The sequence below is a fragment of the Gemmata sp. SH-PL17 genome (genome assembly GCF_001610855.1).
Taxonomy (GTDB): Bacteria; Planctomycetota; Planctomycetia; order Gemmatales; family Gemmataceae; genus Gemmata; species Gemmata massiliana.
Genome location: NZ_CP011271.1, coordinates 7850870 through 7873927 on the forward strand (window position 1 = coordinate 7850870; position 23058 = coordinate 7873927).

The 23058-nt window shown below is 62.6% G+C and carries 21 protein-coding genes; 6 read left to right on the forward strand and 15 right to left on the reverse strand.

What is annotated here, in order from left to right; genetic code table 11:
* Positions 1-2: 2 nt before the first annotated feature.
* The 3 genes from VT84_RS32705 to VT84_RS32715 all read right to left on the reverse strand — a co-directional run bounded on the left by VT84_RS32705 (position 3) and on the right by VT84_RS32715 (position 6359).
* The gene (locus VT84_RS32705; protein ID WP_082842497.1) at positions 3-2156 is read right to left on the reverse strand and encodes a restriction endonuclease subunit S; all 2154 of its coding nucleotides are present in this window, start codon (positions 2154-2156) and stop codon (positions 3-5) included.
* A complete protein-coding gene (locus VT84_RS32710) occupies positions 2153-4915 on the reverse strand; it encodes a DEAD/DEAH box helicase family protein (protein WP_082842498.1) in 2763 nt (920 codons plus the stop codon). The genes VT84_RS32705 and VT84_RS32710 overlap by 4 nt, the downstream gene beginning before the upstream one ends.
* A 199-nt stretch (positions 4916-5114) precedes the next feature.
* Complete coding sequence (locus VT84_RS32715) at positions 5115-6359, reverse strand: two-component system sensor histidine kinase NtrB (protein WP_082842499.1); 1245 nt, start codon at positions 6357-6359, stop codon at positions 5115-5117.
* Positions 6360-6702: 343 nt separating this feature from the next.
* On the opposite strand from VT84_RS32715, the gene VT84_RS32720 reads away from it, so the two are divergent.
* Positions 6703-7143: a GatB/YqeY domain-containing protein gene (locus tag VT84_RS32720; RefSeq protein WP_082842500.1), complete on the forward strand. Its 441-nt coding sequence runs from the start codon at positions 6703-6705 to the stop codon at positions 7141-7143.
* Positions 7144-7309: 166 nt separating this feature from the next.
* Here VT84_RS32720 and VT84_RS32725 read toward each other — a convergent pair whose 3' ends face one another.
* Both VT84_RS32725 and VT84_RS32730 read right to left on the reverse strand, forming a co-directional pair.
* The gene (locus VT84_RS32725; protein WP_082842501.1) at positions 7310-7747 is read right to left on the reverse strand and encodes a response regulator; all 438 of its coding nucleotides are present in this window, start codon (positions 7745-7747) and stop codon (positions 7310-7312) included.
* A gap of 108 nt (positions 7748-7855) precedes the next feature.
* A complete protein-coding gene (locus tag VT84_RS32730; protein ID WP_082842502.1) occupies positions 7856-10180 on the reverse strand; it encodes a hybrid sensor histidine kinase/response regulator in 2325 nt (774 codons plus the stop codon).
* Positions 10181-10347: 167 nt separating this feature from the next.
* Here VT84_RS32730 and VT84_RS32735 point away from each other — a divergent pair, with 167 nt between their 5' ends.
* On the forward strand, positions 10348-11958 hold the full coding sequence (locus VT84_RS32735) for an RNA polymerase sigma factor (protein WP_082842503.1): 1611 nt from the start codon (positions 10348-10350) through the stop codon (positions 11956-11958).
* A gap of 342 nt (positions 11959-12300) precedes the next feature.
* Here the strand turns inward: VT84_RS32735 and VT84_RS32740 are convergent, their stop codons facing one another.
* Positions 12301-13476, reverse strand: a complete 1176-nt coding sequence (locus tag VT84_RS32740; RefSeq protein WP_052551324.1) for a hypothetical protein — start codon at positions 13474-13476, stop codon at positions 12301-12303.
* A 68-nt stretch (positions 13477-13544) separates the two neighbouring features.
* Between VT84_RS32740 and VT84_RS32745 the strand changes: the two genes are divergently transcribed.
* Positions 13545-13952 carry a hypothetical protein gene (locus VT84_RS32745; protein ID WP_052551322.1) on the forward strand — a complete coding sequence of 136 codons (408 nt, stop codon included), beginning with the start codon at positions 13545-13547 and terminating at the stop codon, positions 13950-13952.
* A gap of 9 nt (positions 13953-13961) precedes the next feature.
* On the opposite strand, the gene VT84_RS32750 is transcribed toward VT84_RS32745, so the two are convergent.
* From VT84_RS32750 to VT84_RS32760, 3 genes are read right to left on the reverse strand one after another with little or no spacing between them, the layout of a single operon-like run.
* Positions 13962-14438 carry a hypothetical protein gene (locus tag VT84_RS32750; RefSeq protein WP_239465533.1) on the reverse strand — a complete coding sequence of 159 codons (477 nt, stop codon included), beginning with the start codon at positions 14436-14438 and terminating at the stop codon, positions 13962-13964.
* Between the two features lie 11 nt (positions 14439-14449).
* A complete protein-coding gene (locus VT84_RS32755) occupies positions 14450-14821 on the reverse strand; it encodes a hypothetical protein (RefSeq protein WP_082842504.1) in 372 nt (123 codons plus the stop codon).
* Between the two features lie 12 nt (positions 14822-14833).
* On the reverse strand, positions 14834-16039 hold the full coding sequence (locus VT84_RS32760; protein WP_082842505.1) for a nucleotidyltransferase: 1206 nt from the start codon (positions 16037-16039) through the stop codon (positions 14834-14836).
* A gap of 124 nt (positions 16040-16163) precedes the next feature.
* On the opposite strand from VT84_RS32760, the gene VT84_RS32765 reads away from it, so the two are divergent.
* The 3 genes from VT84_RS32765 to VT84_RS32775 all read left to right on the forward strand — a co-directional run bounded on the left by VT84_RS32765 (position 16164) and on the right by VT84_RS32775 (position 18598).
* Positions 16164-16589: a hypothetical protein gene (locus VT84_RS32765; protein ID WP_082842506.1), complete on the forward strand. Its 426-nt coding sequence runs from the start codon at positions 16164-16166 to the stop codon at positions 16587-16589.
* Positions 16590-17164: 575 nt separating this feature from the next.
* Positions 17165-17908, forward strand: a complete 744-nt coding sequence (locus VT84_RS32770) for a PAS domain-containing protein (protein WP_082842507.1) — start codon at positions 17165-17167, stop codon at positions 17906-17908.
* A 39-nt stretch (positions 17909-17947) separates the two neighbouring features.
* Entirely contained in the window at positions 17948-18598 is a 651-nt protein-coding gene (locus VT84_RS32775; protein WP_082842508.1) for a hypothetical protein, read from the forward strand.
* Between the two features lie 9 nt (positions 18599-18607).
* Here the strand turns inward: VT84_RS32775 and VT84_RS32780 are convergent, their stop codons facing one another.
* The 6 genes from VT84_RS32780 to VT84_RS41435 form a co-directional block, all read right to left on the reverse strand.
* The gene (locus tag VT84_RS32780) at positions 18608-18781 is read right to left on the reverse strand and encodes a hypothetical protein (RefSeq protein ID WP_239465534.1); all 174 of its coding nucleotides are present in this window, start codon (positions 18779-18781) and stop codon (positions 18608-18610) included.
* Positions 18782-19350: 569 nt separating this feature from the next.
* Complete coding sequence (locus VT84_RS32785) at positions 19351-19977, reverse strand: hypothetical protein (protein WP_157470099.1); 627 nt, start codon at positions 19975-19977, stop codon at positions 19351-19353.
* A gap of 108 nt (positions 19978-20085) precedes the next feature.
* Entirely contained in the window at positions 20086-20673 is a 588-nt protein-coding gene (locus VT84_RS41430; protein WP_239465535.1) for a hypothetical protein, read from the reverse strand.
* 146 nt (positions 20674-20819) lie between these two features.
* Positions 20820-21557, reverse strand: coding sequence for a hypothetical protein (locus tag VT84_RS32795; protein ID WP_162271540.1), 738 nt, complete (start codon positions 21555-21557; stop codon positions 20820-20822).
* Between the two features lie 45 nt (positions 21558-21602).
* Positions 21603-21797 (reverse strand): hypothetical protein, encoded by a 195-nt coding sequence (locus VT84_RS39185; RefSeq protein ID WP_157470101.1) that lies wholly within the window; start codon positions 21795-21797, stop codon positions 21603-21605.
* 598 nt (positions 21798-22395) lie between these two features.
* A complete protein-coding gene (locus tag VT84_RS41435) occupies positions 22396-22905 on the reverse strand; it encodes a hypothetical protein (RefSeq protein ID WP_239465537.1) in 510 nt (169 codons plus the stop codon).
* Between the last annotated feature and the right edge of the window lie 153 nt (positions 22906-23058).

The window sequence follows — 23058 nt, forward strand, 5'->3', positions numbered from 1 at the left end:
GCTCATGAGCCGCTTTCGCCGTCCTTGTTGGAGAGAGTTTGAGTGCGGGAACCGGAACCTGTTGGAACGTAGCCGTTGTTCCGCATCCAAACTATGCGCGAGAGGATACTGCTCCGAGGGAACTTTTTCTTTGATTCGTGCCAAGCGTACACCTCGGCGACGATTCCAATGTCATCAGCCGAGCGGCCGTCAATGAGCAAATCATTCCACGCAGCGTAGATGGTGGAGAACAGTTCCGCGGCGTCCGTGTCGAGCGGCAGTAGGTCCGTAAGCAACCGGTCCATTTCTCGCTGATTCTCTCCGAGAATGTTAAGTGCAGCTTCGCACCTTTCGTCGATGTTCGGGCCGCCCTGATAGGAGACGCCCTTCGTCTCACGCTCATTCCCTATGAACCAGCCTCGCTTCCGAGCAAATCCCTCCAGTTTGTAAATGGCTTCATCAAGCGGTCCAAGTTGATGTCGCTTGAACTCTAGCGCCAAATCAACTCGAACGTGAGCTTGTGCGAGGTGTAGCGCCTTCACCAACTGCGTTCTGCCGAACGATTGGTTGGCCGAGAGCCGCCTGACAATGTAGCTCGCAATGGCCCCACGATGGAAAATAATGCCATTTGGTTCTCGACGGCGAACTGGACGTCGCAGTTGACGGGACCGAGAGGGCGAAAGTGATGCCTTTGACTGTTGGCGGATTCGCAGCAGTAACTCTGATGCCGACTCCTCGACCGGGTTCTGTGGGACCAGCTGCCCGGTAAACGCTTCTTTGAGGATGCTCTGCCGAAGTCGTGAGGCACGCTTTAGGCCTGCGTCGATGTACTCTTCTGTCGCAGAGATAACGGAAAGCCGCTGCTCAACTTCCGAGACGATAGCGTCTTGTTCTGCTTCAGGGGCAAGGGACACCACTAACGCTGAAAATTTGGCCGCGCTTAAGTGATTGATACCTACACCACCTGCTACCTTCGCAAGCACTTTATTGAGGTAAAGGTGTTGGAATACAACCAACAGAAATTTACTGCGGACCTGCTCAGGGCGAAGGCGAATTACCGTGTTTTGGAAACAGCAATTTGGTATTTCGTCATTCCACACTGCGGGTTTACCAACTTGGTCAGGGCTACCAGAGGCCTCGGACAACACGATGTCTCCAGCCCTGAGCCGATAAGTAATCTGCTCCGCAGGAGAAAACTCCATGTCTAAGAGGTCATCAAGCGCCAATCCCTGCTCGGTAATATTTGCCGCGCGAATGTATTTTGTTGGGTTTTTGTCACTGCGATTCTTGGGCGACCGTTGGCGTCCGAGTTGTATATCGCCGAGCTGAGCCGTCTTGGCCCAAACCCAGCCAAATGGCAATTTGCTCGGTTCCTTGGGCTCAGGCGAATCAGGCTCGGAATACTTGTGTTTCCACCTTTTTGGCAGCGCTCTGTTGCTCGCGGAGTATTTTGCCTGTTGGTCTGCTTCCCATTTTCGGCGCCGTTCGTTCAGGATGCGGTCGAGTAACGCCGTTGCTGGCTCTACGTTCAAATGACTGGCTCGCCAGTCGGCCGTAAGTTCGCCACATACTGCCGCCTTCAGCACCGCCGCTCGATATTTTTTCAGGTTTCCTCGCGCTCGTTTTAGGGCTGCAACTCCGACATCGAGTTCGGAAAGTAACTCTTCGACTTTTTCGACGATGCGATGCTGCTCTGCGAGTGGCGCAACGGGTATACGAATTCGCTTAACGATGCTAAGGTTCAAATTTGGCTGCATTCCTCCAACCGCTTGGCGCCGGAGTGCATCGTAATGGCTTTGAAGAAACGATTTGAGATATGCGCGACACTCTGTGGCTGATTCGCGCAATTGTATTGCGGCAAGAGCTTGATTGATTGTGGCGTCGATTAACAATTCTGAAACTTTGCCCCGCGTCTTCCCCTCGCCGTAGAGAGCCAAAAGTAAAGTGTGTTTTGGATAAAGACGTAAAGTAGTATCACGAATCGCGGCGGAAGTAACCTTCTCATTTGCTTCCGTCACCGAGAATTGGTTGACAGCCGAACTCGTTATCCAGGGGATTGAGCCCTCTTTCCAATAGGCAACGACATCTCGGCTTGGTGTCGTTCCCGTGCCAACTTCCGCAAGGTCGCTTACGGTCGCCCATGCCCATCCGTTGGGCAACTCTTTGTTCTCCATCATGCTGCAAGTCTCGTATTCAAGTCTTCGAGCAGCCCGGTGAGTTCGTCACCGAACAGTTGATGAGCTTTGCCCAAACCACCCATCTGATTGAATGGCACTTCGGACAAATCGTCGCGGTCGATGCTCAGGCTGGTCGCAATGTGGTCCTTAATAGCATCGAGCCATTTTCGGTGTTCGGGGCTGAACACCATACCGGAGTTGGCCTGCTCTTTCAGCCACGCCTGATAACGTTGGTCCACTGTGCGCTCAACCGAAGCTAGTTCCGAAGACGGGTCGAGCGCGTGGCGCACGAGGGCGACCACATCGACGAGTTTTTTGCCGCCTTCACTCTTAACCTTTGTAGGCGCGATGGTCGCGAATGCGGTCCACACTCGCTCTGGCTCTAATCTATGCGGCGGGCGCTTCAACGCATCTGCCAGTTCTCGCACTTGCGAGTAACGTAGTCCAGCTCGGTGCGGCCGGCTGTAGAGGATTTGCAGCGCTTCGATTTCCTCCCGATGGACCTCAAGGAACTCACGGAACGACGTGATTAACCCCTTCGCTTTCTCCAAAGCCGCGGCGTCGAATTCTGCGCGGACTACCATGTCCTCAGCGCTCTCCGCGACGACCTGTTCGAGTTCGGCCCGAGCATCCAAAATGGCCCGGCGCAAATCGGCGACGTGGAACGGTTTCAGTGCCTCGCGCATTCGCTCTTCCTCGGCTTTGCTGAACTGCGCGTCGGTCGGCTCCTGTCCGTGAGGTAACTGGAACTTGTTAACGGCGTGCTGAACGACCTCATCCGGGTCGATGCTCGTGAGCAGGGAGGCGGCGAGGTCCGAGATGGTCGCACCGCCCGCGGCCTTGGTGATAGCAGCCTCTTGCTTCGCCGTTAGCTGGCGTTCTAGACGCGTCAACCGTGAGGCGAGTGTGGAAACGAGTTCCGCGTCCGCGACCCCGGTTTTGACCGCGTCCAGCACTTTATCGAACGGGATGGACGGCTTGGCGTTGAGCGACTTGGTGGCCTGTTTTTCATCCTCGCACACACCCACCGCGTCCACGATGACGAAATGCGTCTTCGCGTTGGCGTCCGGGGTCACGCTCTTGAGTGTGTCCGCATCGACGACCCGGCACCCGCGCCCCTTCATCTGCTCAAAGTACGCGAGTGATTTGACGTTCCGCATGAAGATGAGGCATTCGAGCGGCTTCACGTCGGTCCCGGTGGCAATCATGTCCACGGTCACCGCGACCCGCGGGAAGTAGCTGTTGCGGAAATCGGCGAGCAGGTCCTCGGGCTTCTTACCCGTCGTCTTCGAGGTAATCTTCTGGCAGAACTCGTTCCCCTTCCCGAACTCGTCTCGGACCAGCTGTACGATGTCCTCGGCGTGTTGGTCGACCTTGGCGAAGATGAGCGTCTTCGGCACCTCGGTGCGGCCCGGGAAGATAATGGGTAGGTTGTCGCGGAACGTTTGAATGACGAGCCGAATTTGGGCCGGCACGACGACGTCGCGGTCGAGCTGAGTGGCCGTGAACGTCTTGTCCTCGTCCAACTCCTTCAACTTTCTCTTCTTGGTCCGCCGGTCCCGGTGGAGAACGAACGCGCCCGGTTCTCTGACGAGCTTAACCCCGTTCTTGCACACCTGCGTTTCGATGCGGAACACGTCGTACCCGACGTTCACCCCGTCCGCGACGGCCCTCTCGTGCGAGTAGTCCTGAACCAAGTTCTGATTGAAGAACCCGAGCGTCTGGGCCGTAGGTGTGGCGGTCAACCCGATAGTAAACGCGTCGAAGTAGTCGAGCACCTGACGCCACAAGTTGTAGATGCTCCTGTGGCACTCATCGACCACGATGAAGTCGAACGACTCGATGGGGATGGACGGGTTGTATTCGACCTCGACCGGCTTTTTCGAGAACGCGCCATCGGTTTCGTAGAGCGACCCCTCCTCGTTCTCCTCCTCGTAGTCCGCGTCGCCCTTGAGTATCGAGAACAGGCGCTGGATGGTCGTGATGGTGACCTTCGCGGACGACGGGACGCTGTTCTTCTTGAGCTGGGTGACCGTGTACTCGTCGGTGAACTTCATTCCCGTGTACGGACTGGTGAACTGCTGAAACTCGTTGAGCGTCTGCCGCCCGAGGTTGTTGCGGTCCACCAGGAACAAGATTCGCTTGGCTCCGGCGAACTTGGCCAACCGGTAGCACGCGTTGACGGCGGTGAACGTCTTCCCCGAGCCCGTCGCCATCTGGATGAGTGCCCGAGGCCGATTTGCAGCCAGGGACTTCTCCAGCTCGCGGATTGCTACCTCCTGGACGGACCACAGCCTGGTCGTGTCGAGCGGCGGCATCCGTTTGAGGCGCGCCCGGACCTGAGCTTCGAGGCCGACGAGCCGAAGCAGTTCTTCAGGTTGATGGAACGAGAACACCTCGCGGCTGCGCGAGTCCGGTTCGAGGTAGTTCGTGAACTGGGTGACGCTGCCGGTGGACTCGTAGGCGAACGGCAGGGGAAGGGAATGCGCCGGGAGGTTCTTGGGCAACCCCTCGGCGTACTTGGCCGACTGGGTTTCGACACCGGTGAGCGTGTGCCCCTCGGGCTTGGCCTCGACGACCCCGATGACTTTTCCGTCCGCGTACAAGAGATAATCTGCGGCGCCGGTCTTGAGCTGAAACTCGCGCACCGCCACACCAACGCCGGCGTAGACGTTCATGTCCGCAAAGTCCTGCACCACCCAGCCGGTGGCAGTAAGCAGACGGTCGATTTGCAGACGGGCTTTTTGTTCGGGCGTCATTGGTGGGGTTCCGAGTGAACACGACCGCCCAATGTACGTTAGACCGGACGCGGTGACAAGGATAGAGATGGCGTTGGTATCAGTTGCGCGGAACTTGGTCTGCAAAGGGCGGTTCGGCCACCGCGCGAACGCGCCCTCAACGAACCTCACCAGGTATCTGAGCGACGGCTTCCGAGGTTCCTCACTTGTTCAGCGGCATTTACGGTCTGTCCGCAGATTCGTCCGCAACCATGAGCACGACCTCGGGGCCGTTCGCGGTCGAACGCTCGCCCGCGTCCCTGCTAATGTCAGTTGCCCCGAACACCGGCAGGTAAATGCAGAATGTCGTTCCGCGCCCGAGTACCGTTTCCACCTCGATGTGCCCGCCCCAGTGCTTGACTACGCCGTGTGCAATTGCGAGCCCGAGCCCCGTACCTTTGCCGACCTCCTTCGTTGTGAAGAACGGCTCGAAGATGCGGTTCTTCACGTCCTCGGTCATCCCGGTCCCGGTGTCCGACACCGCGACTCGGGCATAGAGGCCGGGGCGCACTTCCGCGCCGTCCGTGCCCTTCGCTCCGGGGCCGAGCACTTCTTTACGGGTCTCGATGGTCAAGGCGCCCCCGGTTGGCATCGCGTCCCGGGCGTTGACAACCAAGTTCACCAGCACTTGCTCCATTTGCTCGCGGTCGGCGTGAATACGAAGGGGACGGTCGTTTAGGGGCGCCACCACCTCGATGTCGTCCCCGACGAGGCGGCGCGCCATACGGGCCACATCGCTTACGACCGCGTTCAGGAAAACAATCCCCGGCTGGGATATGGGCCTGCGGCTGAGCGCGAGCAGCTGACCGGTTATGACCGCGGCCCGACTCCCGGCCGCCTTAATGCCTTCAACCATTTGGCGCACCTGGTCGTCCGAGCGGAGCTCGGCCAGGGCGAGTTCGCTGTACCCGTTCACGATGGTGAGGAGGTTGTTCAAATCACTGGCGACGCCCGAAGCGAGCTCACGCGTGGCCTCTTGTCTCGCGGTCTGTCGCCGCTCTTCATCTTGTCGTTGTTGTGCGGTCACGTCTCGGTACGTAACGACCAGGGCCCCGACGCCCGCCTCGAACAGCAGATTCACGGCCCGGGCTTCGAGCCAGCACCACGACCCGTCCTTGTGGCACCCCCGGTACACTTCGGTATGGGTCGCGTCGGGTGTCGCAACGAGGGCCGTGAGAGCACGGCGAATTCGGTCCCGGTCCTCCGGGTGGATGTGCTCGAACCCGTCGGTCCCGTCGAGTTCTCCGGGCTCGTACCCCAGGAGCCGGGCTCCCGATGGGGTCGCACCTCGTACCGTTCCGCCGGAGTCGAAAAAGAGAGCGGCGCCGAGGCACTTCTCGATGACGGCTCGGAACCGGGTCTCGGCACTGAACGCGCTCGCGCCGGGTTCGTGGCTCCGGTGCACGGGACGGGAAGAGGTGGCCATGTTTGAGTGACCTGGACTGACGGTCGGCGAGCCATCAAGGTAATTGCCCCCGGGCGCTCATTACAAGCAGAATCGTGCAATCTCCTTCCTTGCGGTACCGGCACGAGAAATCGAGATTCTTGTACGCGACGTCCGGTCAGTCACAGATAAAGGATGAAGGGACCGCGCGTCGTCGCGAAACGCGCCCTCGCGGACGAGGTAGCGCTCGACCAAGGGCACACGTCAAACGATTGGCGGCACTCGGTCATGTTTCCGCCCGAACCAAAAGAGTGAGTTCGAGCTCTCGAATCATGAGAGCATTGCGCCGGAAACCGGCGATTTTAAATTCAGCTGCGAGGGAAATATGAGCCTGCACGACGAACTGAAGAGCCGCGTCACTACCGCTGTCAAGGGTGGGGACACCTTGACCCGAGACGCGCTGCGAACGGTGCTCGGGGAGGCACAGGCCGAGGCCGTTCGGCGAAAGACTGAAGCCACTGACGAAGTGGTTCTTGCAGTCGTAAAGAAGACCGTCGCCGGACTGAAGGAGACGATTCCGCTGGCCAAGCAGGCGGGGCGGGACACCACTCAGCAGGAAGGGGAGCTGGCGTTGCTGGAATCATTGCTCCCAAAGACGTGGGACCAGGAAGCCATCGCCGCCGCGCTCGCCCCGCACCGGGACGAACTTCGCGCCGCCAAAAACGACGGGCAGGCAATGGGGGTGGCGATGAAGGTTCTCAAGGCGAAGGGAGCAGTGACAAATCCGGAAGATGTCAAAGTAGTGGTTGCAGCAGCGCGGGCCTGAACGTCCTGGATGCGAAACTACTCACTGATGCGTAGTCAAGTCGGAAGCGCTCAGTTCGGCCGCATGAGCGGCATCGATGGTGCCTTGTAATTCTTCCGGGATGCGCCTCTCTCAAAGGCGCCCTCGACCGACGTCTCGGACACGGTTCCGGTGTGCGATTCCCTGCTCACGCGGCTTCGATAGAGGCCGGAAGAATTCCCTTTGACCTCTCCGGCCGGAGCCAACCGCGAACGCGCGCCAGCAGCGCGGTCAGTTGAGCCGGGTCCGCGGGCTTAGTAAGGTGCAGGTCGATACCCGCGTCCGCCGAGCACACCCGGTCCCGGTCCGTACCGTATCCGGTAACGGCAACGACCACGGGTTGCTTGCCCGTCGATTGCGCGCGGAGCCGGCGTGCGACATCCCATCCGCTCATTCCCGGCAGCCCGATGTCCAGCAGCACCACGTCCGGCGCCTCCAAACGGGCCGCGTGGAGCGCATCAGTGCCGCACGACGCGGTGCGCACCTTGTGGCCGCACACGGTCAACAAATCGGCGACCGACTCGGCCACGTCCGGGAGGTCATCGACGACGAGAACGGAAAGGGGAGCACGCGGGAAATCACTCATCAATAATCAGCCGGGCACGGCCCGGTCTCTGAGGAGAGGGCGACCTGCATTGTACACAAGAGGGCGAGTCATCAAGTTGGAATAGTGATTGAAGCGTGGCCGGCCCTGCTAACTCGTGTGTGCGGACCGTGCGTCGAGCACTTCGCGCACCTTGCGGGAGAGAGAACTCGGGGTGAACGGTTTCTGGATGAAGTTGACGCGCGCGGCCTCGACCCCGTGGCGCACCACCGCGTCGTCCGTATATCCCGACATGTACAGCACCTTCAAACTCGGGCGCGTGGCCAGGAACCACTCGGCCAGCACGCGCCCGCCCGCCCCGGGCATTACCACGTCGGTCACCAGTAAATCTACCGTGCGCTCGCACCTGGTCACGAGTGCTTTGGCCTCTTCCGCGCTGGCCGCACTGAGAACCGTGTACCCCTGCTTACGAAGAGCGAGTTCGGCCAGAGCCCGGACCCCGGGTTCGTCCTCGACCAGGAGCACGACCTCGGCCCCTTTTGGGGCCGAACTCTCGCCCGGTTTCTGGTCGGCCGTTGTTCCACCGAGACCGGGCAGGTACACCCGGAATGTGGTTCCGCGCCCGAGGGCCGTCTCCAGTTCGATGTGCCCGCCCGATTGCTTCACGATGCCGTACACGGTCGCGAGCCCGAGGCCGGTTCCCTTACCTTGTTCCTTGGTCGTGAAGAACGGCTCGAAGATGTGGCGCCGCACGTCCTCGGACATCCCGGTCCCGGTATCGGTAACCGAGAGCCGGACGTAAGGACCGGGCCGCACCTCCGCGCCGTCCGGCGCGGTCCCGGCCCCGAGCACCTCGTTCCGGGTCTCAATGGTTAGGGTTCCCCCGGTCGGCATCGCGTCCCGGGCGTTTACCGCCAGGTTCATCAACACTTGATTCACTTGGCCCGGGTCCGCGCGGACCAAGAGCAACGGAGCGCCGGGGCGGGTCACCAGTTCGACGTCCTCCCCGATGAGCCGGCGCAGCATCTGCGCGGTGTCGCTCACGACCGCGTTCAGGTCCAGCACCTGGGGTTGGAGCACCTGCTGACGCCCGAACGCGAGGAGCTGCCGGGTCAGGTCCGCGGCCCGGTCCCCGGACCTTTTCACCGCCTCGACCATCGGGCGCGCTGGGTCGTGCGCGTGGAGCATGGTCAGGATGATGTCGCTGTACCCGTTGATGACGGTGAGCAGATTGTTGAAATCGTGGGCGACCCCGCCCGCGAGCTGCCCCACGGCCTCCATCTTCTGCGCCTGCCGGTACTGTTCCTCTAAGCGCTTGCGGTCCGTCACATCGGCCACGAACCCGACCACGCGCTCGGTCAGCTTACCGTTCGGGTCCGGGACGAAGTGTCCCTGGTCGTACACGGTGGTGTAGGCCCCGTCTTTCCGACGTACCCGGTACTCCAGGCGGAACGGACTCTTGGACGCCCCGCACCGCGCGATTTCGTTCCCGAACGCGCCCCGGTCGTCCGGGTGAATCAGGTCCGTCCACTCCACAAGGTTGACGGGCAGCTCGGGCTCCGAGTACCCGAGGATAGACTCCGAGTTCCCGCCCCACGACAACCGGTTGATGGACGGGTCCCACTCGTACAGAATCTGGCCGGTGGCCCGAACCGCGGCCTCGTACCGCGATTTCCACGCCCGGACCTCGGCCTCGGCGCGGGTGCGGTCGGTGACGTCGTGGGCCAGTACCAGGCGCCCGGGGCGCCCGTCGTACTCCAGGTCGTGCCCGGTCACCTCAACCAGGCGCACGGCCCCGTCCTTCCACCGGTGGCGCCACACCTTGGGACTGACGGGCGTGCGCAGGTCCGCCAGTAAAGCTGGAACGTCCTCGACGGGGCGGATGTCCCGGATGGTCCGGCGCGCGAACTCCTCGCGCGTGTACCCGTACCGGGCCACCGCGGCGTCGTTAACCGCCAAGAACGCGAGGGTTTCGGTGTCGAACACCCACATCGGGTGCGGGCTCGCCTCGAACAAGCGCCGGTACTGGTCCTCACTCCGCCGCAGTGCGTCCTCGGCCTCGTGCTGGCGCGTCACGTCCCGGTACGTGACGACCAAGGCCCCGACGCTCGGCTCGAACAGCAGATTCACGGCCCGGGCTTCGAGCCAGCGCCACGACCCGTCCTTGTGGCGCACCCGGTACACCTCGGTGTGGGTCGCGTCGGGCTCCCGCAACCGGGTCGCGAGTGCCCCCCGGACCCGGTCCCGGTCGGCCGGGTGAACGTACTCGAACCCGTCCGTCCCGTCGAGTTCCGCGGCCTCGTACCCCAGGAGCCGGGCGCTCGACGGGGTCGCGTACCGTATCGTCCCGTCGGGGCCGAACAGGATAACGGCGTCGAGGCTCTTCTCGATAACGGCACGGAACTGGACCTCGGCGCTAGGCGCGCCCGGACCCGAGTCGCGGCTCTGGTGTGAGAGTTCGGCGGAAATCGTCATGCTTGAGGAGCGAGGAGCAGACGGTCAATGAACCATATGATAATTCGCCGCACGGGCTGGGTACAAGCAGAATCGGGACGCGGGAACTACTTCTTTAATCGGCACCAGAAATTGAAAATCTTGTATGTGGGGGCACGTTCCCGGCTACTGAAAGGGTAGGAGGGCCCATGCCGCATCACGCCGCGCGCCTCGTGGCCGCACTCACGCCCGTTACTGGCGAGCCGACCGACGCCGAACTGCTCGCGCGGTTCGTTGCGGACCGGGACGCGGGCGCGTTCGAGCTGCTCGTATGGCGCCACGCGGGGTTGGTCCTGCGCACGTGCCGCGGAGTGCTCGGGAATCGGCACTCGGCCGAGGACGCGGCTCAGGCCGTGTTCCTGGCCCTCGCGCGACAAGCGGCTTCCGTCGGACGCTCCGGGTCCGTGGCCGGGTGGTTGTTCCGGGTCGCTCGACGAATTGCCGTTCGCGCCGCTCGTCGCTCTACGCTCCCCATCGCCCCCACCGCTGACCTCGACGCGATTCCCGAAGGTCACTCGACATCTACATCGGACCCCGACCTCGACCGTGTACTCCACGAGGAACTGGCCCGGCTGCCGGATGTGTACCGGTCCCCGGTACTGCTGTGCTTCTTCGAGGGGTTATCTCATGCGGACGCAGCTCATCGGCTCGGATGGCCGGTCGGAACTGTGGCCGGGCGCATCGCGCGGGCCAAGGACGTGCTCGCGGCTCGGCTGACCCGGCGCGGGGTGCCCCTTTCCCTGCTCACGCCGCTCGGCTTCGCGGTCGCACCGTCTTTCGTCACCGCGACCACACGTGGAGCGGTCGCGTTCGTGACCGGAGGTCCGCAGATGGCCCCGAAACCCGTTCTGCATCTGGCCCAGAAGGAGATTCGTATGGCTCTTGCGAAGAAGGCACTCGGCTGGGGTGTCGTTGTTGTGGCCGTGTGTAGCGCCCTGGCGTTCGGGCTCCGTTCAAGTGCCGAGCCGCCCGTCGTCCCACCGCCCGCGCCCCAATCGGTCGCGGTCGACAAAGCGCCGGTCCCGAAGGTTCCGAAAGTTGTGGTGGGGAAGGGGTTCGCCATCGCCCCGGTGACCACGGACTTACAACGGCGCCTCATTCGTGACGCCGGGCCGAACTCGTCGGTCATCGTCTTGATGAACGGCACCGGGCTACTCAAGACGAACAACACGCTTGACGTGGAAGCGTTTAACCTGGGGGAGTTGAGCAAGGGGTTCAAGGCGTTCCCCGCTCAGCAGGGAAAATCGGTCGCGCACTTCTTGGTCCATTACCCCTCGGGCACTTGGGACTCGCGGGACGGGATTCGGATTATCAACTTCACCCTCGTCGGAACGGCGCGGGAACACGGATTCGTTCCGGGCGAACCGACGGGCTCGTATCACAACGCCTCGTTCGAGTTCGATAAGTACATTCGCCCGTTGGCGGATGAGAACGGGGCCGAAAGTGAGGAGCCGGCCGTCGGGGACGCGCGGGTACGTGTGTACCCGGTCCGTACCCCACTGAGTCGGGCACTGACCACTGCCGACGCCGTCGTTGAAGTGTTTATGCCCCTTAACCGAGCGGACAAAGCCTTGCCCGAAGACGTCGTCACATCGGCCCGAAACGCCACCGAGAAGCTGAAGTTACAAAAGGGCCAGCGCGTGATTGTGCGCTACACCCGCGCGAGGAATGGGGGCCAAGGAACCCCGGACCACATCGTCGACGCCTGTAGGCAGTGGGCCAAAGATGCGGGCTTCGAACTGGTGTACGTCCAGGGCTGAGGGGCTCGCGCGAGAGCCGGCAACCGTGCCCCGTAACGAAGTGCTCTGTCGGTCTCGCTTCGACCCGAGTTTTGTGTTCGCCACCTTCCGCCGTATTCCGAGTGGTCAGAACAGGCAATCCGTACTTCCAAGCTCCACAGGACGAACGACATGTGGAGAGCCGGTGGTCGGCCCTGACCGGTCGCGCCATGTTGCGGCACTTCGTTTACACCTCGCTTTAGCCGGCTGGTGAGAACAAGACTCTCGCCCAGTTCGACCAGCTTGGGTTTGCATCTGTGATTCAGTCACAAGTGATTGTGGCGACTTCAGTTGCCGTCGCCAGCTGCGCCAATTCAATGCCCTTCATCTCCCAGTTGCCAGAGTCCACTTCCAATACATGTAGGGGCATTCCATGTCCGCACCGGTCATGAGTTCCGTGGTCCGTTCCATCCTAAACGAAGACCTCACGCTGTCGGCCGATGAGGTGATTCGCAAGGCCCGGCTGTACGGAGTGACGGCCCCGGAGAAGTCCATCCGGACGACCGTCCACAACATCAAGAGCGAGCTCAAGAAGCGGGCGGAAAAGGCCGAGTCCAAACCAGTGGTGAATCCGCCTCGGAAGGACAAGACCCCAGAGTCTGAGCCCGCCCTCGCGGCGGCGAATGCGGCGGACGTGATTGCCGCTTCGGTTCCAACCGCAGCTCCGTCGCCCGTGTCGGACCTTTCCGCCGTGCTCGCGAACGTCGCGTTGGTGAACACGGTGGTCGGCGGATGCGGGGGCGCAGAAACGGCCCGGCAGGTGGCCGAGGCCGTTCGCGCGTGCGGGGGTGTGGACTCGTTCCTATTGCACCTCAACCTCATCAACCAAGTACGCGGCACCACGACGTGAGTCGCTCTTGTTGAGTAGGTGTTGGACTCATGCCGCGTCGTCGGATTCGATGCCCCTCGCCCGCTTCCACTCCCGCACGACCCACCGGTGGATTTCCTTGGTGCCGTAGAAGTCGATGTCCATACCTCTGGGTTCAGCTCCGCATATGGGGTCGACAGGGCGTTGTGCCGGAACACGAGGTTGGTCCCCGCGACCCGGGCCAGCCCCAACTCCACCTGCTCACGTTCGGTCAGGTCCCCGACCTCGCGCCACATCACCGCCAAGGTGTGCTCGCCCAACAGGTTGAACACCACATCGAGAACGGCGATACGGTACGGTCGAACGTCCGGGTGGAACACCGCGTTGTGGACGAAGATGACGGCCGAGACCGGGGCCGGAATCTCCAGGTCGTCGCGGATGTTGTTCGTGCCGTTGGTGAGGATGACGTGCAACTCGTGGAGCCCCTGCGAATCGTTGTCGCAGATGCGGAAGAGCGACTCCCCGTCGGCGATGGCGTCGCCCCAAAGGACGTGGTCCAGGGCGACCCGGGCCACGAGGTACTCGCGCTCGGTGTTCTCGTCGAAGCACCGCACGTCCACCTGGAGCGAGCGCACGTAGTTCTCGGGCTCGTGACGAGAAACGGACGCGGCGGTCTTCCAGTACAGCTGCATTTCGATACTCTTCGCTTTCGTACTCGGTCAATGGACTCTCAAGATACTAACGGCGGAGTGACCCGTTCATGCGCCGAAGCCGCGACTCGACCGGCGCCTTACTGATTGTGTGCGGCATCGCCTGCCTCGTTGCCGGTTTTGCCTTCATAGGGGAAGGGCCGGCCGGCTCAGTACGTGCTCTCATCGTCGGGGGCGGTCTAGTAGTCTTTTGGGGCATCAGGCTCATCGCCCGAATCCGTGTTGACGACGGGACCGGAGAGCTGGTTCAGACGGTGCAAATGTTACGGCCCCTTGTCGGTCGGTCCGAAGCGGACGTGCGGAAGTGGCTCGGGGCGCCACATTCCTCAATCTGCATCAGCGACGGATGGGACTTAACGTGGGACGCTCCCAGGTACTCGGTCACGCTCCGGTTCCGCGACGGCGTTTGCCAGGGCCTCGTTAAGGAGGGCGCACGCACGTTCGAGTCAGCACGGTAAGGTGGCTGGTTAAATCACTTCGTCGACGAGCAGGGGCATCCACTCGCTTCTCGTCATCACCTGATAGTACCGCGTGGCGGGCTGGCAGATGAGGAACACGACCGGAGCGCCCTTGCGGTCGTGGACCAGTAGTCCCCGCATCCCCTGCTTCAGTTTGAACCACACCCCGTTCGCGAGCCCGTAAGTCGCCGGCACAACGACCGGCTCGGGAGCCAACGCGGACCACTTGCCCGCGGCAATGGAGTCCTCCCAGGTCCAACCGGTCGGGGGCAACTTGTGCTCGGCTCGGTCCTTGTTCCCCCATCGAACGATTTGCAGCCGGCCGTTCCACCACACCGGGAGCAGGGTCGGGGTCGCCTGCCAGTAGAACCGCACTTCCTTCTCCCCGCCCCGGTCGTGGATTCGTTCGTCGAGGCCGTTCTGTTCCATGAGCAGGAGAGGGAGTTCGCTGTACGCCAGGGCCACGCCGACACACATGATGTTCATCACTCCCACACTCACGCCGAGCGCCGGAACCGAGTCTTGGGCCGTTGAAGTGAATCGAACGCGGCCGGGTAGCGGGCGAGCACCGCGGACCGGCACCGGGCGCGAATCGCAGCAGCGAACGCGAGCACCTCGGACCGGCTCGGGGGTATCAACTCGGAGGCCGGAAGGACGATTTTCAGCGTCCCTTCACAGACGGACCGCAGTCGGACAACGGCCGGGGCGTATTGCTCCTTGTGAAAGAGTAAGTGCCCCCACGCGAACTCGCGGTACAGCGCGCACACGGTCGTACAGAGCGCGCTCGTATCAGTCGGATACGCTCTGCGAACTGCGTCCCGAATAGCAACCCACTCGACGGCCCCCCGAACGAACTCGTCGGCGCGCATAAACGCCTCCCCTCAGAAGCACACTTTCCCGCGCACGTCGCAAATGTCGAAATCGTTGGCCGGGTCCTTGTATACCTTGGGCAGGTGCAGTGTGGTCCCGCTCCGCACCTTGAACCGACCGTACCGCGCGTTGATGGCCGCTTTCGCCGCCGCCAGGGCCTCACGCTTCGGGTCCGGAATATCGAACAAGCTCAGCTGGAACCCCTTCGCCCGGCGCAACTCGGGGGCAATGACGTGCAAGTGAGTCGCGGTCCCATCGGGTACGTATGCCCGGCGCAGAGCGACACGCGCGGCGTCGAGCAGTTCGTCGAACCGGTCCGAGGGGCACGCGAGCCGGCACAACCCGCCCGTGGACTCGCCGTTCTTCCAGGCGATTTCAATTCCGAGCGCGCTGGTCCGCACGACGTGGAAGTGCAATTCCTCAATGAGGCGCTCGACGTGGCGCACGGCCCAAGCCCACAACAGGGTCGGGTCCGACACGTTGCCCATCAGCGACCCACCTCGCGCGAGAACCTTGTGCGGGGTGCGCTCGGTACGGATGGGCGTCACCGGGTGCCCGTTGAGTTCGAGCCACAACTCGTACCCGGTCTTGGTCAGGAGCTTCTGCACGAGTCGCCCGTCCGCGTCGGCCAGGTCCAGGCACGTGCGGATGCCGTAGGTCGCGAGCCGCGCCGCTCTCCGCCCCGCGATGCCGCTGATTTCGGTCACCGGCATGTGAGCCAGGAGCTCGCGCTCGTGGTCCCGACCGAGAACTGCGACGGCCCCGAGAGGCTTGGCCGTGTCGCTGAACAGCTTCGCGAGCGTGCGCGTGCGGGCTACGCCGATGGTTACGGGCAGGCCCGCGGTTTCGTAGATATGGTCCCGGATGTCGGTCGCCACTTGTGCCGAAGGTTCGGCTCGGAAGAAGAACTCGTCGATGCTGTAGTATTCGATTTGGGGACTGAACAAGCCCACGATATCCAGCATTTTCCTGCTCAGGATTTCGTACCAATAGAAATCGCGCTTCACGTAAACGCCGTCCGGGCACAGCTCCTTGGCATCCCAGATGGGCGTCCCGGTTTTCACGCCCCGGGCCTTCATCTCGTAGCTCTTGGCAATCACACACGCCCCATTGTTCCCGAGCACTCCGACCGGCTTCCCGGTCAGTTCCGGGTGCCGAACGCGCTCCGCGCTGACGTAATAACAGTCCGCATCCAAATGGGCGAAGTACGCGACCATGACGATTTTCCTGATTGTGTCGCCTGCCACTGCGTTCAGTACCGTCCTTACGCTTGAAACTGTACACCCGAATATTAAACTGGTCTAGTGGGGAGAATGTTCCGGTACCTTCCGGTAACGAGTCATGATTGACCCGAAAGCTGTCGTCGAGAACGCGGCCCGCGAGCTGCTGCGGGCACTGTCCGCGTTGCCGGTAGCGCCGCGGGTGCGTGTGGCGAGTGCCGACGGGCACGTGGCGTGCCTCATCCAGGTGTGGGGTGGTGACCACGTCATGCCGACCGCGACCAGCAAGCGTCGGAAACGAGCTACGGGCGGGCGCGACGAGTGCCGGACCGATATCCTCGCGGTCGTGACCGCAGCGGGGCAGGCGCGAACGCAGAAGGAAATCGTTCGCGAGCTGAAGTTAGCAGGTAAGGCTCACGGTCCGGGCACGGTGGTCAAGGCGCTGGCCGATTTGACGACGTCCGGGGTCCTCGTGAATCCGCGAGACAAGAAGGGCTACCGGCTGGCCGGGTGGCGCCGAAACAAGACCCCGAGCTTGTTCGACTGAGCGAGGATGTTCGGCACCGGTGCGCGGTTCTCCGCGTGCGATTGCACGCGCGCTGAGCACACGCCGAACAACGAGAGCGGTTCGGGGCGACAATCAAGGACGGAAAAGCGGCTGAGAAACGATGGCCGGAGCGAGATTCTGGATGGCCCCGCGGGATTGGCCCCGGGTGTGCTTGTGGACGGGCGGCTCCGAGTTGAGACGGTTCGTCGTGCGGGGCGAGGGAGAGGCGCTCCGCACGGCGTGCCGTTTTCACGAACTGTAACACGCGTTGTGGTCATGCAACCACCCGGGCGGGCGCCAGTCGTTAAGGCTGGCACACGTTCGGGTGGCGTCCTTTTGTGGGTCGATAAGCGCGCTGGCCTGCCCGATTCGACTCTCCCGTGCGCACGTATGGGGAGACACCGGGGCGAGATTGCGGCCGTTATCATTTCTTCCCGACGCACCCGTACGCCCGGCACGCATTTTCAGGACCATTTCCTCTTTCGGAACGTTTCGGCTGGTCTGTCCCAACGGAGTTCACGCCCCCTCACCGGGGCAGATAAGATGGGTATTCGCTCGCCACCGCCGGATTCGCCGTGAACGACCCGCAGAACTACCGCACCGCCCTGGACAACCTGCCACAACTCGTGTTCGGCGCCGCCCCCGACGGGGCCGTCGAGTACATGAACACCCGGTACGTGGAGTACACGGGCCTGCCCCTGGACGACCTGCTCGGGTGGAACTGGGGCTGGGTCGTCCACCCGGCCGACCTCCCGAACTCGCTCGACGTGTGGGCCGCGGCCGTGCGCACCGGGACTCCACGCGAGGTATCGCAACGGTTGCGCCGGAGCGACGGCGAGTACCGGTGGTTCCTGGCTCGGGCCGAGCCCGTGCGAGACGAGGATGGGCGCGTGGTCCGGTGGTTCGGAACGTGCACCGACATCGACGAGTCCAAGCGCGCGGCGGACCAGCTCCGGGGCACTCGGATGCTGTTCCGCTCTCTGGTCGAGCGGAGCCCGGACGGGGAGGTGCTGGTCGGAGCCGACGGGACCGTGCGGTACGCGAACCCGACCGCAGCCCGGCTCCTCGGGTTCACGGTCGAAGAACTCTCGGGCACGGACCTGTGGGGCTCGGTGCACCCGGACGACCGGGGGGCCGTGAGCGCGTGGCTGGAACGGGTCATGCTGGCCCCGGGCGAGCACCTCCCGCTGGTCGTCCGGTTCGTGCTTCGGGACGGGTCCGTGTTCGTGGCCGACGTGCTGGGCACGAATCTGCTGCCGGACCCGGACGTGCGGGCCGTGGCGATTCAATTCCGCCGGGACGAGGCCCCGGCCCTGTAACACGTGTGAACACAGAGAGACCTGAGCAGAGGAGAGTCGGTGGCTTCATTCGACATCGTGTTGCGAACCCAAGGGAGCTTGCACCCGGGCAGCTCGCCGACCGAGTTCGTCTCCGAGTACGCGGGCCTCATCCGGAGCACGGACGACGAGACCGGGGTGGTGACCAACGTGGGGCGCGTGGCCGCACGCCGGGTTCACGCCGAGCGGGCGTGCGACGCCGGGGAGTGGCTGTACGACGTGTGCGACGCGCACTCGGCCGAGCTGCACGACCTGCACGGGCTCGTGTACGAGCCGGACGGGTACGACTTCAAGGCCCCGCTGGTGCGCCGGTTCGAGACGACCGGGTGCGACCTGTTGGTGCTCGACTACGTCATCCTGAGCCCGAAGTGGCGCGGGCTCCGGTTGGGCCTGTTGGCCGTGCGGAAGCTCGTGGACCTGATTGGGGGCGGGTGCGGATTCGTGGTGAGCGAGCTTGCCCCGCTCCTGGCCGAAGGATACGAGGCGCTCCGGGTACCCGCGACGTGGCTCCCGCCGCTTCCCTCGGACGAGGTCATCCGGGATGCTACCGTGCGGCTGCGCAGGTACTACCGGCGCATGGGGTTCCGGCGCCTGGGGCGCACGCGGTACTACGCGCTCCCGCTGAATCAGGTCACCCCGACCGCGGAAGAACTGCTCCAGCCCGAACTGTGAACGACGCTCTTACGACTTGCCGAGCAGTAAATCGACGACCCAGCACCCGCGCACGTGTGGGCCGTGTCCCCGGCAGTGGTTCAGGACGTCTTCGTCATCGCACCCCGCGTCCTGAAGTGCGTCGGCGAGAATCGGCATCGCGCCAAAGTCACGCGACTCGTACATCTGAGCAGCGAGGGCCAAGGCGGAATCGTTTCCCCATTCCGAGGTGAAAGTAACCGGACGGAATGGGTTACCAAACACCTCTCGCACGAGAATCGCCTGGTAGGCCTGCTCCAACTCTTTAGCCGGCACGAATGGTGAAAGGTCTCGCTCCTCCAAGTCCGGCCCCCTGCCGGCGATAGCTTCGTATCCAACCGCGTCCGACGTCGCGGTCACTACCCTTTTAGCATCTAGGACCGAGTACGGCTTCACGTAACGGAGGGGTGTAAGCAGGAGCGTGAAGACAATCGCCTCAATCGGAGTGGCAATGCCGCCAGCAGCGACGAGAACGCTCTCCGCATCCGCAAGCGTGGCGGCGACTTCAAGTGGTGGCGCGTTTCCGTCCGCTAGGGCTTCAGTTGTTGCGACAGCACGTGCCAACCAAGCGTCCCGACCTACATGGTTTAATCTGTGGCAGCACGCCACCACGAACAGCCGTAATTTCCGGTCGCTCGCCCTGCCTTCGAGCATGGAGAGCATTGGGTGCGGGTCGACGCACCTTAACCAGCTCGCGTTGGTCACAGGTCGCCCCAGAAACCGTTAGCTTATCGCTATTCTTTGCCAAGCACCGAATCCACGACCCAGCACCCACGCACATGAGGGCCGGGACCACGACAGTGCGACAGGATGTCGTCATTGTCGCACCCTGCGTCCTGTAGCGCATCCGCAAGAATTGGCATTGCGCTGAAATCCTGGTCCTCGTAAATGCCCCGAGCCAGCGCCAGTACATCGGGCGTGAGCCACACGGATAGAATTCGCAAAGCGTGGCCTCGTGGAGCGAGGTCTTGGATGAGCTCGACCTGCTTTGCCCGGGCCGCGGTGAACGCCTCTATCTGGCCGGCTTCCTTCGCAAGCGCGCGTGCAGCGAATAGTGCTGCCTCGAACGGCTGCCACATGTGCAGATTGTCCGGGTCCTTTGCCGGATGTGTTCCGGAGAAAACGAGCACGGCCCAGCCAACGCTATCCGAGACGAGCGGCCCCAGTCCCGGTGCGCCGTCCAAAAGAGGTCGAGACAAAGCCATTAATTCAGCCTGGCTCGCCAACCCGTCGGCGAATCGCTCTGAGACTTGGAGCGCGGTCTGGTCGCCGTCCGCAAATAGGTGTGCCACCTGGCGGGCGCATGCGACTCCGAAGAGCCGCAGTCGGCGTGCGGCGGGTGGCGGCAATTCACTAACCATGAGCCATCCGGTGTCGTGACCGGGTGGTCGTGGCCAAATCAGCGAGCGCAATCGGTCGGGATTGTGGCACGTGGCGGGCGATAAATCGGCCTTTCGTCGGCCCATGAGTCAAGCCCTGCTGAGAATGAGGTCCACGACCCAACATCCCCGAACATGAGTTTCCCCACCGCGGCAGTGATTCAAGATGTTCTCGTCATCACACCCCGCGTCCTGAAGTGCGTCGGCGAGAATCGGCATCGCGCTGAAGTCGCGCGAAGAGTACATTTGAGACGCGAGCGCGACCATAGTGCCGGTACGCCATGAGGGGGCGAAGGAGACGGCGCGGAACGGGTTTCCAAAGATGTCGCGAAGCAGGTCCGCTTGGGTTCCGAATTCTTGGGTGCCGCGGTCGGAATCGTCTCCGCCGCCCAACACTGTCGCACACAGCTTGCAGACTTCTATTGCCTTCTTCGGCGGAGAAATATTGGGGCGGTACGGGAGCACCACAAGCATCACGGAATACGGGAGATTCCAAGCCCAGCTCTCGGGTCCCGGGGTCTTGGGCGGTGATGCGGTCCGGCTCTCACTTCGGTACGTGTCGTATTCCGACTCACTCGCCACACCTTCTGCTAGTTGCTCCGCCAGCTCTAACCCCCGTAACGTACATGCCTCGGGCATGAACGCCTTAGTTCGCTCCGCGCAAGCGACCGCGAACATTCCACTTTTCCGTTTCGACCAATTACGGCTTCTGGCCGCACCAAGCCACAAGAGCAATTCCTCTACCTTCCGTGTAGTCAGCCACTCTGCTTCGGTCATCGCCGTCCTCGAATGGGGTCCGTCGCACGAATCGTTTTGACTGCCCCTCATTCTTTCTCGAGCACCAAATCGACGACCCAGCACCCGCGGACGTGCGGCCCGGGACCACGGCAGTGCGACAGGATGTTTTCGTCGGCGCACCCCGCATCCTGAAGTGCGTCCGCGAGAATCGGCATCGCATCGAAGTCGCGCGATTCGTACATCTGCCCGGCGAGAGCATTAGCAGTCGGAGACTGACACACCAGTTCGACTCGGGTAGCCCATTTCGGAGGAACGGGGAACACATCCCGGATGAGGTTGCATTGGCAGGCGCTTTCCACGGGGTCCATCCGCTTCTGCTCGGTTCCGCCACGGGCACGGTACGCGGCTCGGGCGGCATGGGTAGAGACTTCGGCCAGCCTGACCCGAGGACAGCAAGCTCGCGAGACTGCCGAGATTGCCTCGCAGGTCGCGATGAGGTCGTGGTCGAACGGTCCCCAGTCCTCATCGAAGCAGGCGTAGTAGTACCCAGCCGTCGAGCGGGAAAGCCGGTCCGTCAGCTCACAGATTTCTGCCAGCTCGTCGGGTTCGCCTTGCCCATCCGCACACAGCTCGATGCGGTAGAGGGCTGCTCGCAGAAAGCTTGGTTCAAGAGGTGCGGTGGCTTGGGGCACCGACAACTGCTTGGCCACGTCCAGTAATTTGAGGCATCGGGCCTCGGTCATCAGATGGTCGACGTGCCGGCAGAACGCGGCAGCGAGAACCCGTTCTTTGCGCCCTGTGTCGCCGTCCAAGGACCTGAGCATCCACTCCAGGTCTGTGGAGGTCGCCCATTCATTCCGCGGCACGGTTCACCCCTTCCCGAGCACGAGGTCCACGACCCAACACCCGCGAACGTGAATCTGCTCCGGGTTCCGGCAGTGACTTAGTACATCCGCATCTTCGCACCCAGCAGCCTGGAGAGTGTCTGCGAGAATCGGCATCACGCTAAAGTCCTGGGACTCGTACATACGCTGGGCGAGTGCGACCGCTTTCGGCGTGCGCATCTTTCGGTTGAGTTTAGGAGTGAGGAACAGCGACCCAAAAATATCGCGATGAAGCCCGATTTGGTACGAAGCCTCGGGGTTGGAGTCGGGTGCCCCGGCGGCTATTGCGGCCAGCGTAGCAGCTGGTCCCCCGAGGTATCGGACCCGCACTCCAGCTTGCTCGGGATTCGCCAACTCGGCAGCCAATTCGTAGGCTTGTGTCTCGATTGGAGAGAGCTGTGGCCGAGGGAAGAAGCTCGGCGGTGGGCCGTACTGGTCCATCGCTGCCACGATGGCTCCGTGTGTTTCAAGGTGCGGTGAGTACAGCCCTTCCGACCTTTCTGAAGCCTCTTCCGCAAGTTCAATCGTTCGGCGGCAAATGGGATTCGTGATAAGGTGTTCCACGTGCCGAGCGGCCGCGATTTGGAAAAGCTGAGCTCGCCTTGCAGTAACGCCCGGATGGCAGTGTTCGATGACCAGTTCTTGCATTAGATGGGCGAGGGCATAGAAACTTTGCTTCGCTACGCATTCATGCCACGTGGCTTCAAGGGTGAGTAGCTCGCGCCGAGTCATCGCTCACCTCTCTTGCGCCACCACACAAAACTCGTTCGTGCGGCCATCATTCTTTCCCGAGTACCAAATCCACGACCCAGCACCCGCGCACGTGAATCTGCTTCGGGTCACGGCAGTGGTCGAGGATGTCGTCATTGTTGCACCCGGCATCCTGGAGTGCGTCCGCGAGAATCGGCATCGCGTCGAAAGTGCGCGACTCGTACATCTGAGCAGCGAGAATAACGGCAGTGCCGGTGCGCCATTCGGGTGCAAACGCAACGGGACGGAATGGGTTCCCGAAGACGCACTGGAGCAGAGCGCCAAGTTGGTCTTCGGTCGGAAGACGGAATTCGCGCACGAACAGCGCGAGCTGAGCACTAATGCGCGATGGCGTCAGCCGTGATACGCCCGCGGGCAAGTGAAACACATTGTGCGGCCCGCCACTGAGGAATTTCGCCGCGTGGAGCTCCCGACGGGAGATGAGCCCGTCGGCGAATAACTCGCCCGTGTCGATTGTGTGCGCGTACCCGGCGATGGCCGTCCGCGAAAACCAACCGCCCTCACTTGCGAAGGGCATTGGGCCTTCCGTTAATCCGGCCAGGACCAATCGCGCCCATGCAATGCACCACAGCCGTAGCTTCCGGGACCCATCGACAGAAGAGAGCGAGCAAAGTTTCGTCGTCCAGTCTTCGCACGCTCGCCATTCTGCTTCGGTCATCAGTTCACCTTA

Coding starts and splice junctions, on each gene's coding strand:
- VT84_RS32705 (WP_082842497.1), bottom strand. CDS start 2,156: ATGATGGAGAACAAAGAGTTGCCCAACGGATGGGCATGGGCGACCGTA.
- VT84_RS32710 (WP_082842498.1), bottom strand. CDS start 4,915: ATGACGCCCGAACAAAAAGCCCGTCTGCAAATCGACCGTCTGCTTACT.
- VT84_RS32715 (WP_082842499.1), bottom strand. CDS start 6,359: ATGGCCACCTCTTCCCGTCCCGTGCACCGGAGCCACGAACCCGGCGCG.
- VT84_RS32720 (WP_082842500.1), top strand. CDS start 6,703: ATGAGCCTGCACGACGAACTGAAGAGCCGCGTCACTACCGCTGTCAAG.
- VT84_RS32725 (WP_082842501.1), bottom strand. CDS start 7,747: ATGAGTGATTTCCCGCGTGCTCCCCTTTCCGTTCTCGTCGTCGATGAC.
- VT84_RS32730 (WP_082842502.1), bottom strand. CDS start 10,180: ATGACGATTTCCGCCGAACTCTCACACCAGAGCCGCGACTCGGGTCCG.
- VT84_RS32735 (WP_082842503.1), top strand. CDS start 10,348: ATGCCGCATCACGCCGCGCGCCTCGTGGCCGCACTCACGCCCGTTACT.
- VT84_RS32740 (WP_052551324.1), bottom strand. CDS start 13,476: ATGCAGCTGTACTGGAAGACCGCCGCGTCCGTTTCTCGTCACGAGCCC.
- VT84_RS32745 (WP_052551322.1), top strand. CDS start 13,545: ATGCGCCGAAGCCGCGACTCGACCGGCGCCTTACTGATTGTGTGCGGC.
- VT84_RS32750 (WP_239465533.1), bottom strand. CDS start 14,438: ATGAACATCATGTGTGTCGGCGTGGCCCTGGCGTACAGCGAACTCCCT.
- VT84_RS32755 (WP_082842504.1), bottom strand. CDS start 14,821: ATGCGCGCCGACGAGTTCGTTCGGGGGGCCGTCGAGTGGGTTGCTATT.
- VT84_RS32760 (WP_082842505.1), bottom strand. CDS start 16,039: ATGGTCGCGTACTTCGCCCATTTGGATGCGGACTGTTATTACGTCAGC.
- VT84_RS32765 (WP_082842506.1), top strand. CDS start 16,164: ATGATTGACCCGAAAGCTGTCGTCGAGAACGCGGCCCGCGAGCTGCTG.
- VT84_RS32785 (WP_157470099.1), bottom strand. CDS start 19,977: ATGGTTAGTGAATTGCCGCCACCCGCCGCACGCCGACTGCGGCTCTTC.
- VT84_RS41430 (WP_239465535.1), bottom strand. CDS start 20,673: ATGTTCGCGGTCGCTTGCGCGGAGCGAACTAAGGCGTTCATGCCCGAG.
- VT84_RS32795 (WP_162271540.1), bottom strand. CDS start 21,557: ATGCTCAGGTCCTTGGACGGCGACACAGGGCGCAAAGAACGGGTTCTC.
- VT84_RS39185 (WP_157470101.1), bottom strand. CDS start 21,797: ATGCGCACGCCGAAAGCGGTCGCACTCGCCCAGCGTATGTACGAGTCC.
- VT84_RS41435 (WP_239465537.1), bottom strand. CDS start 22,905: ATGCCCTTCGCAAGTGAGGGCGGTTGGTTTTCGCGGACGGCCATCGCC.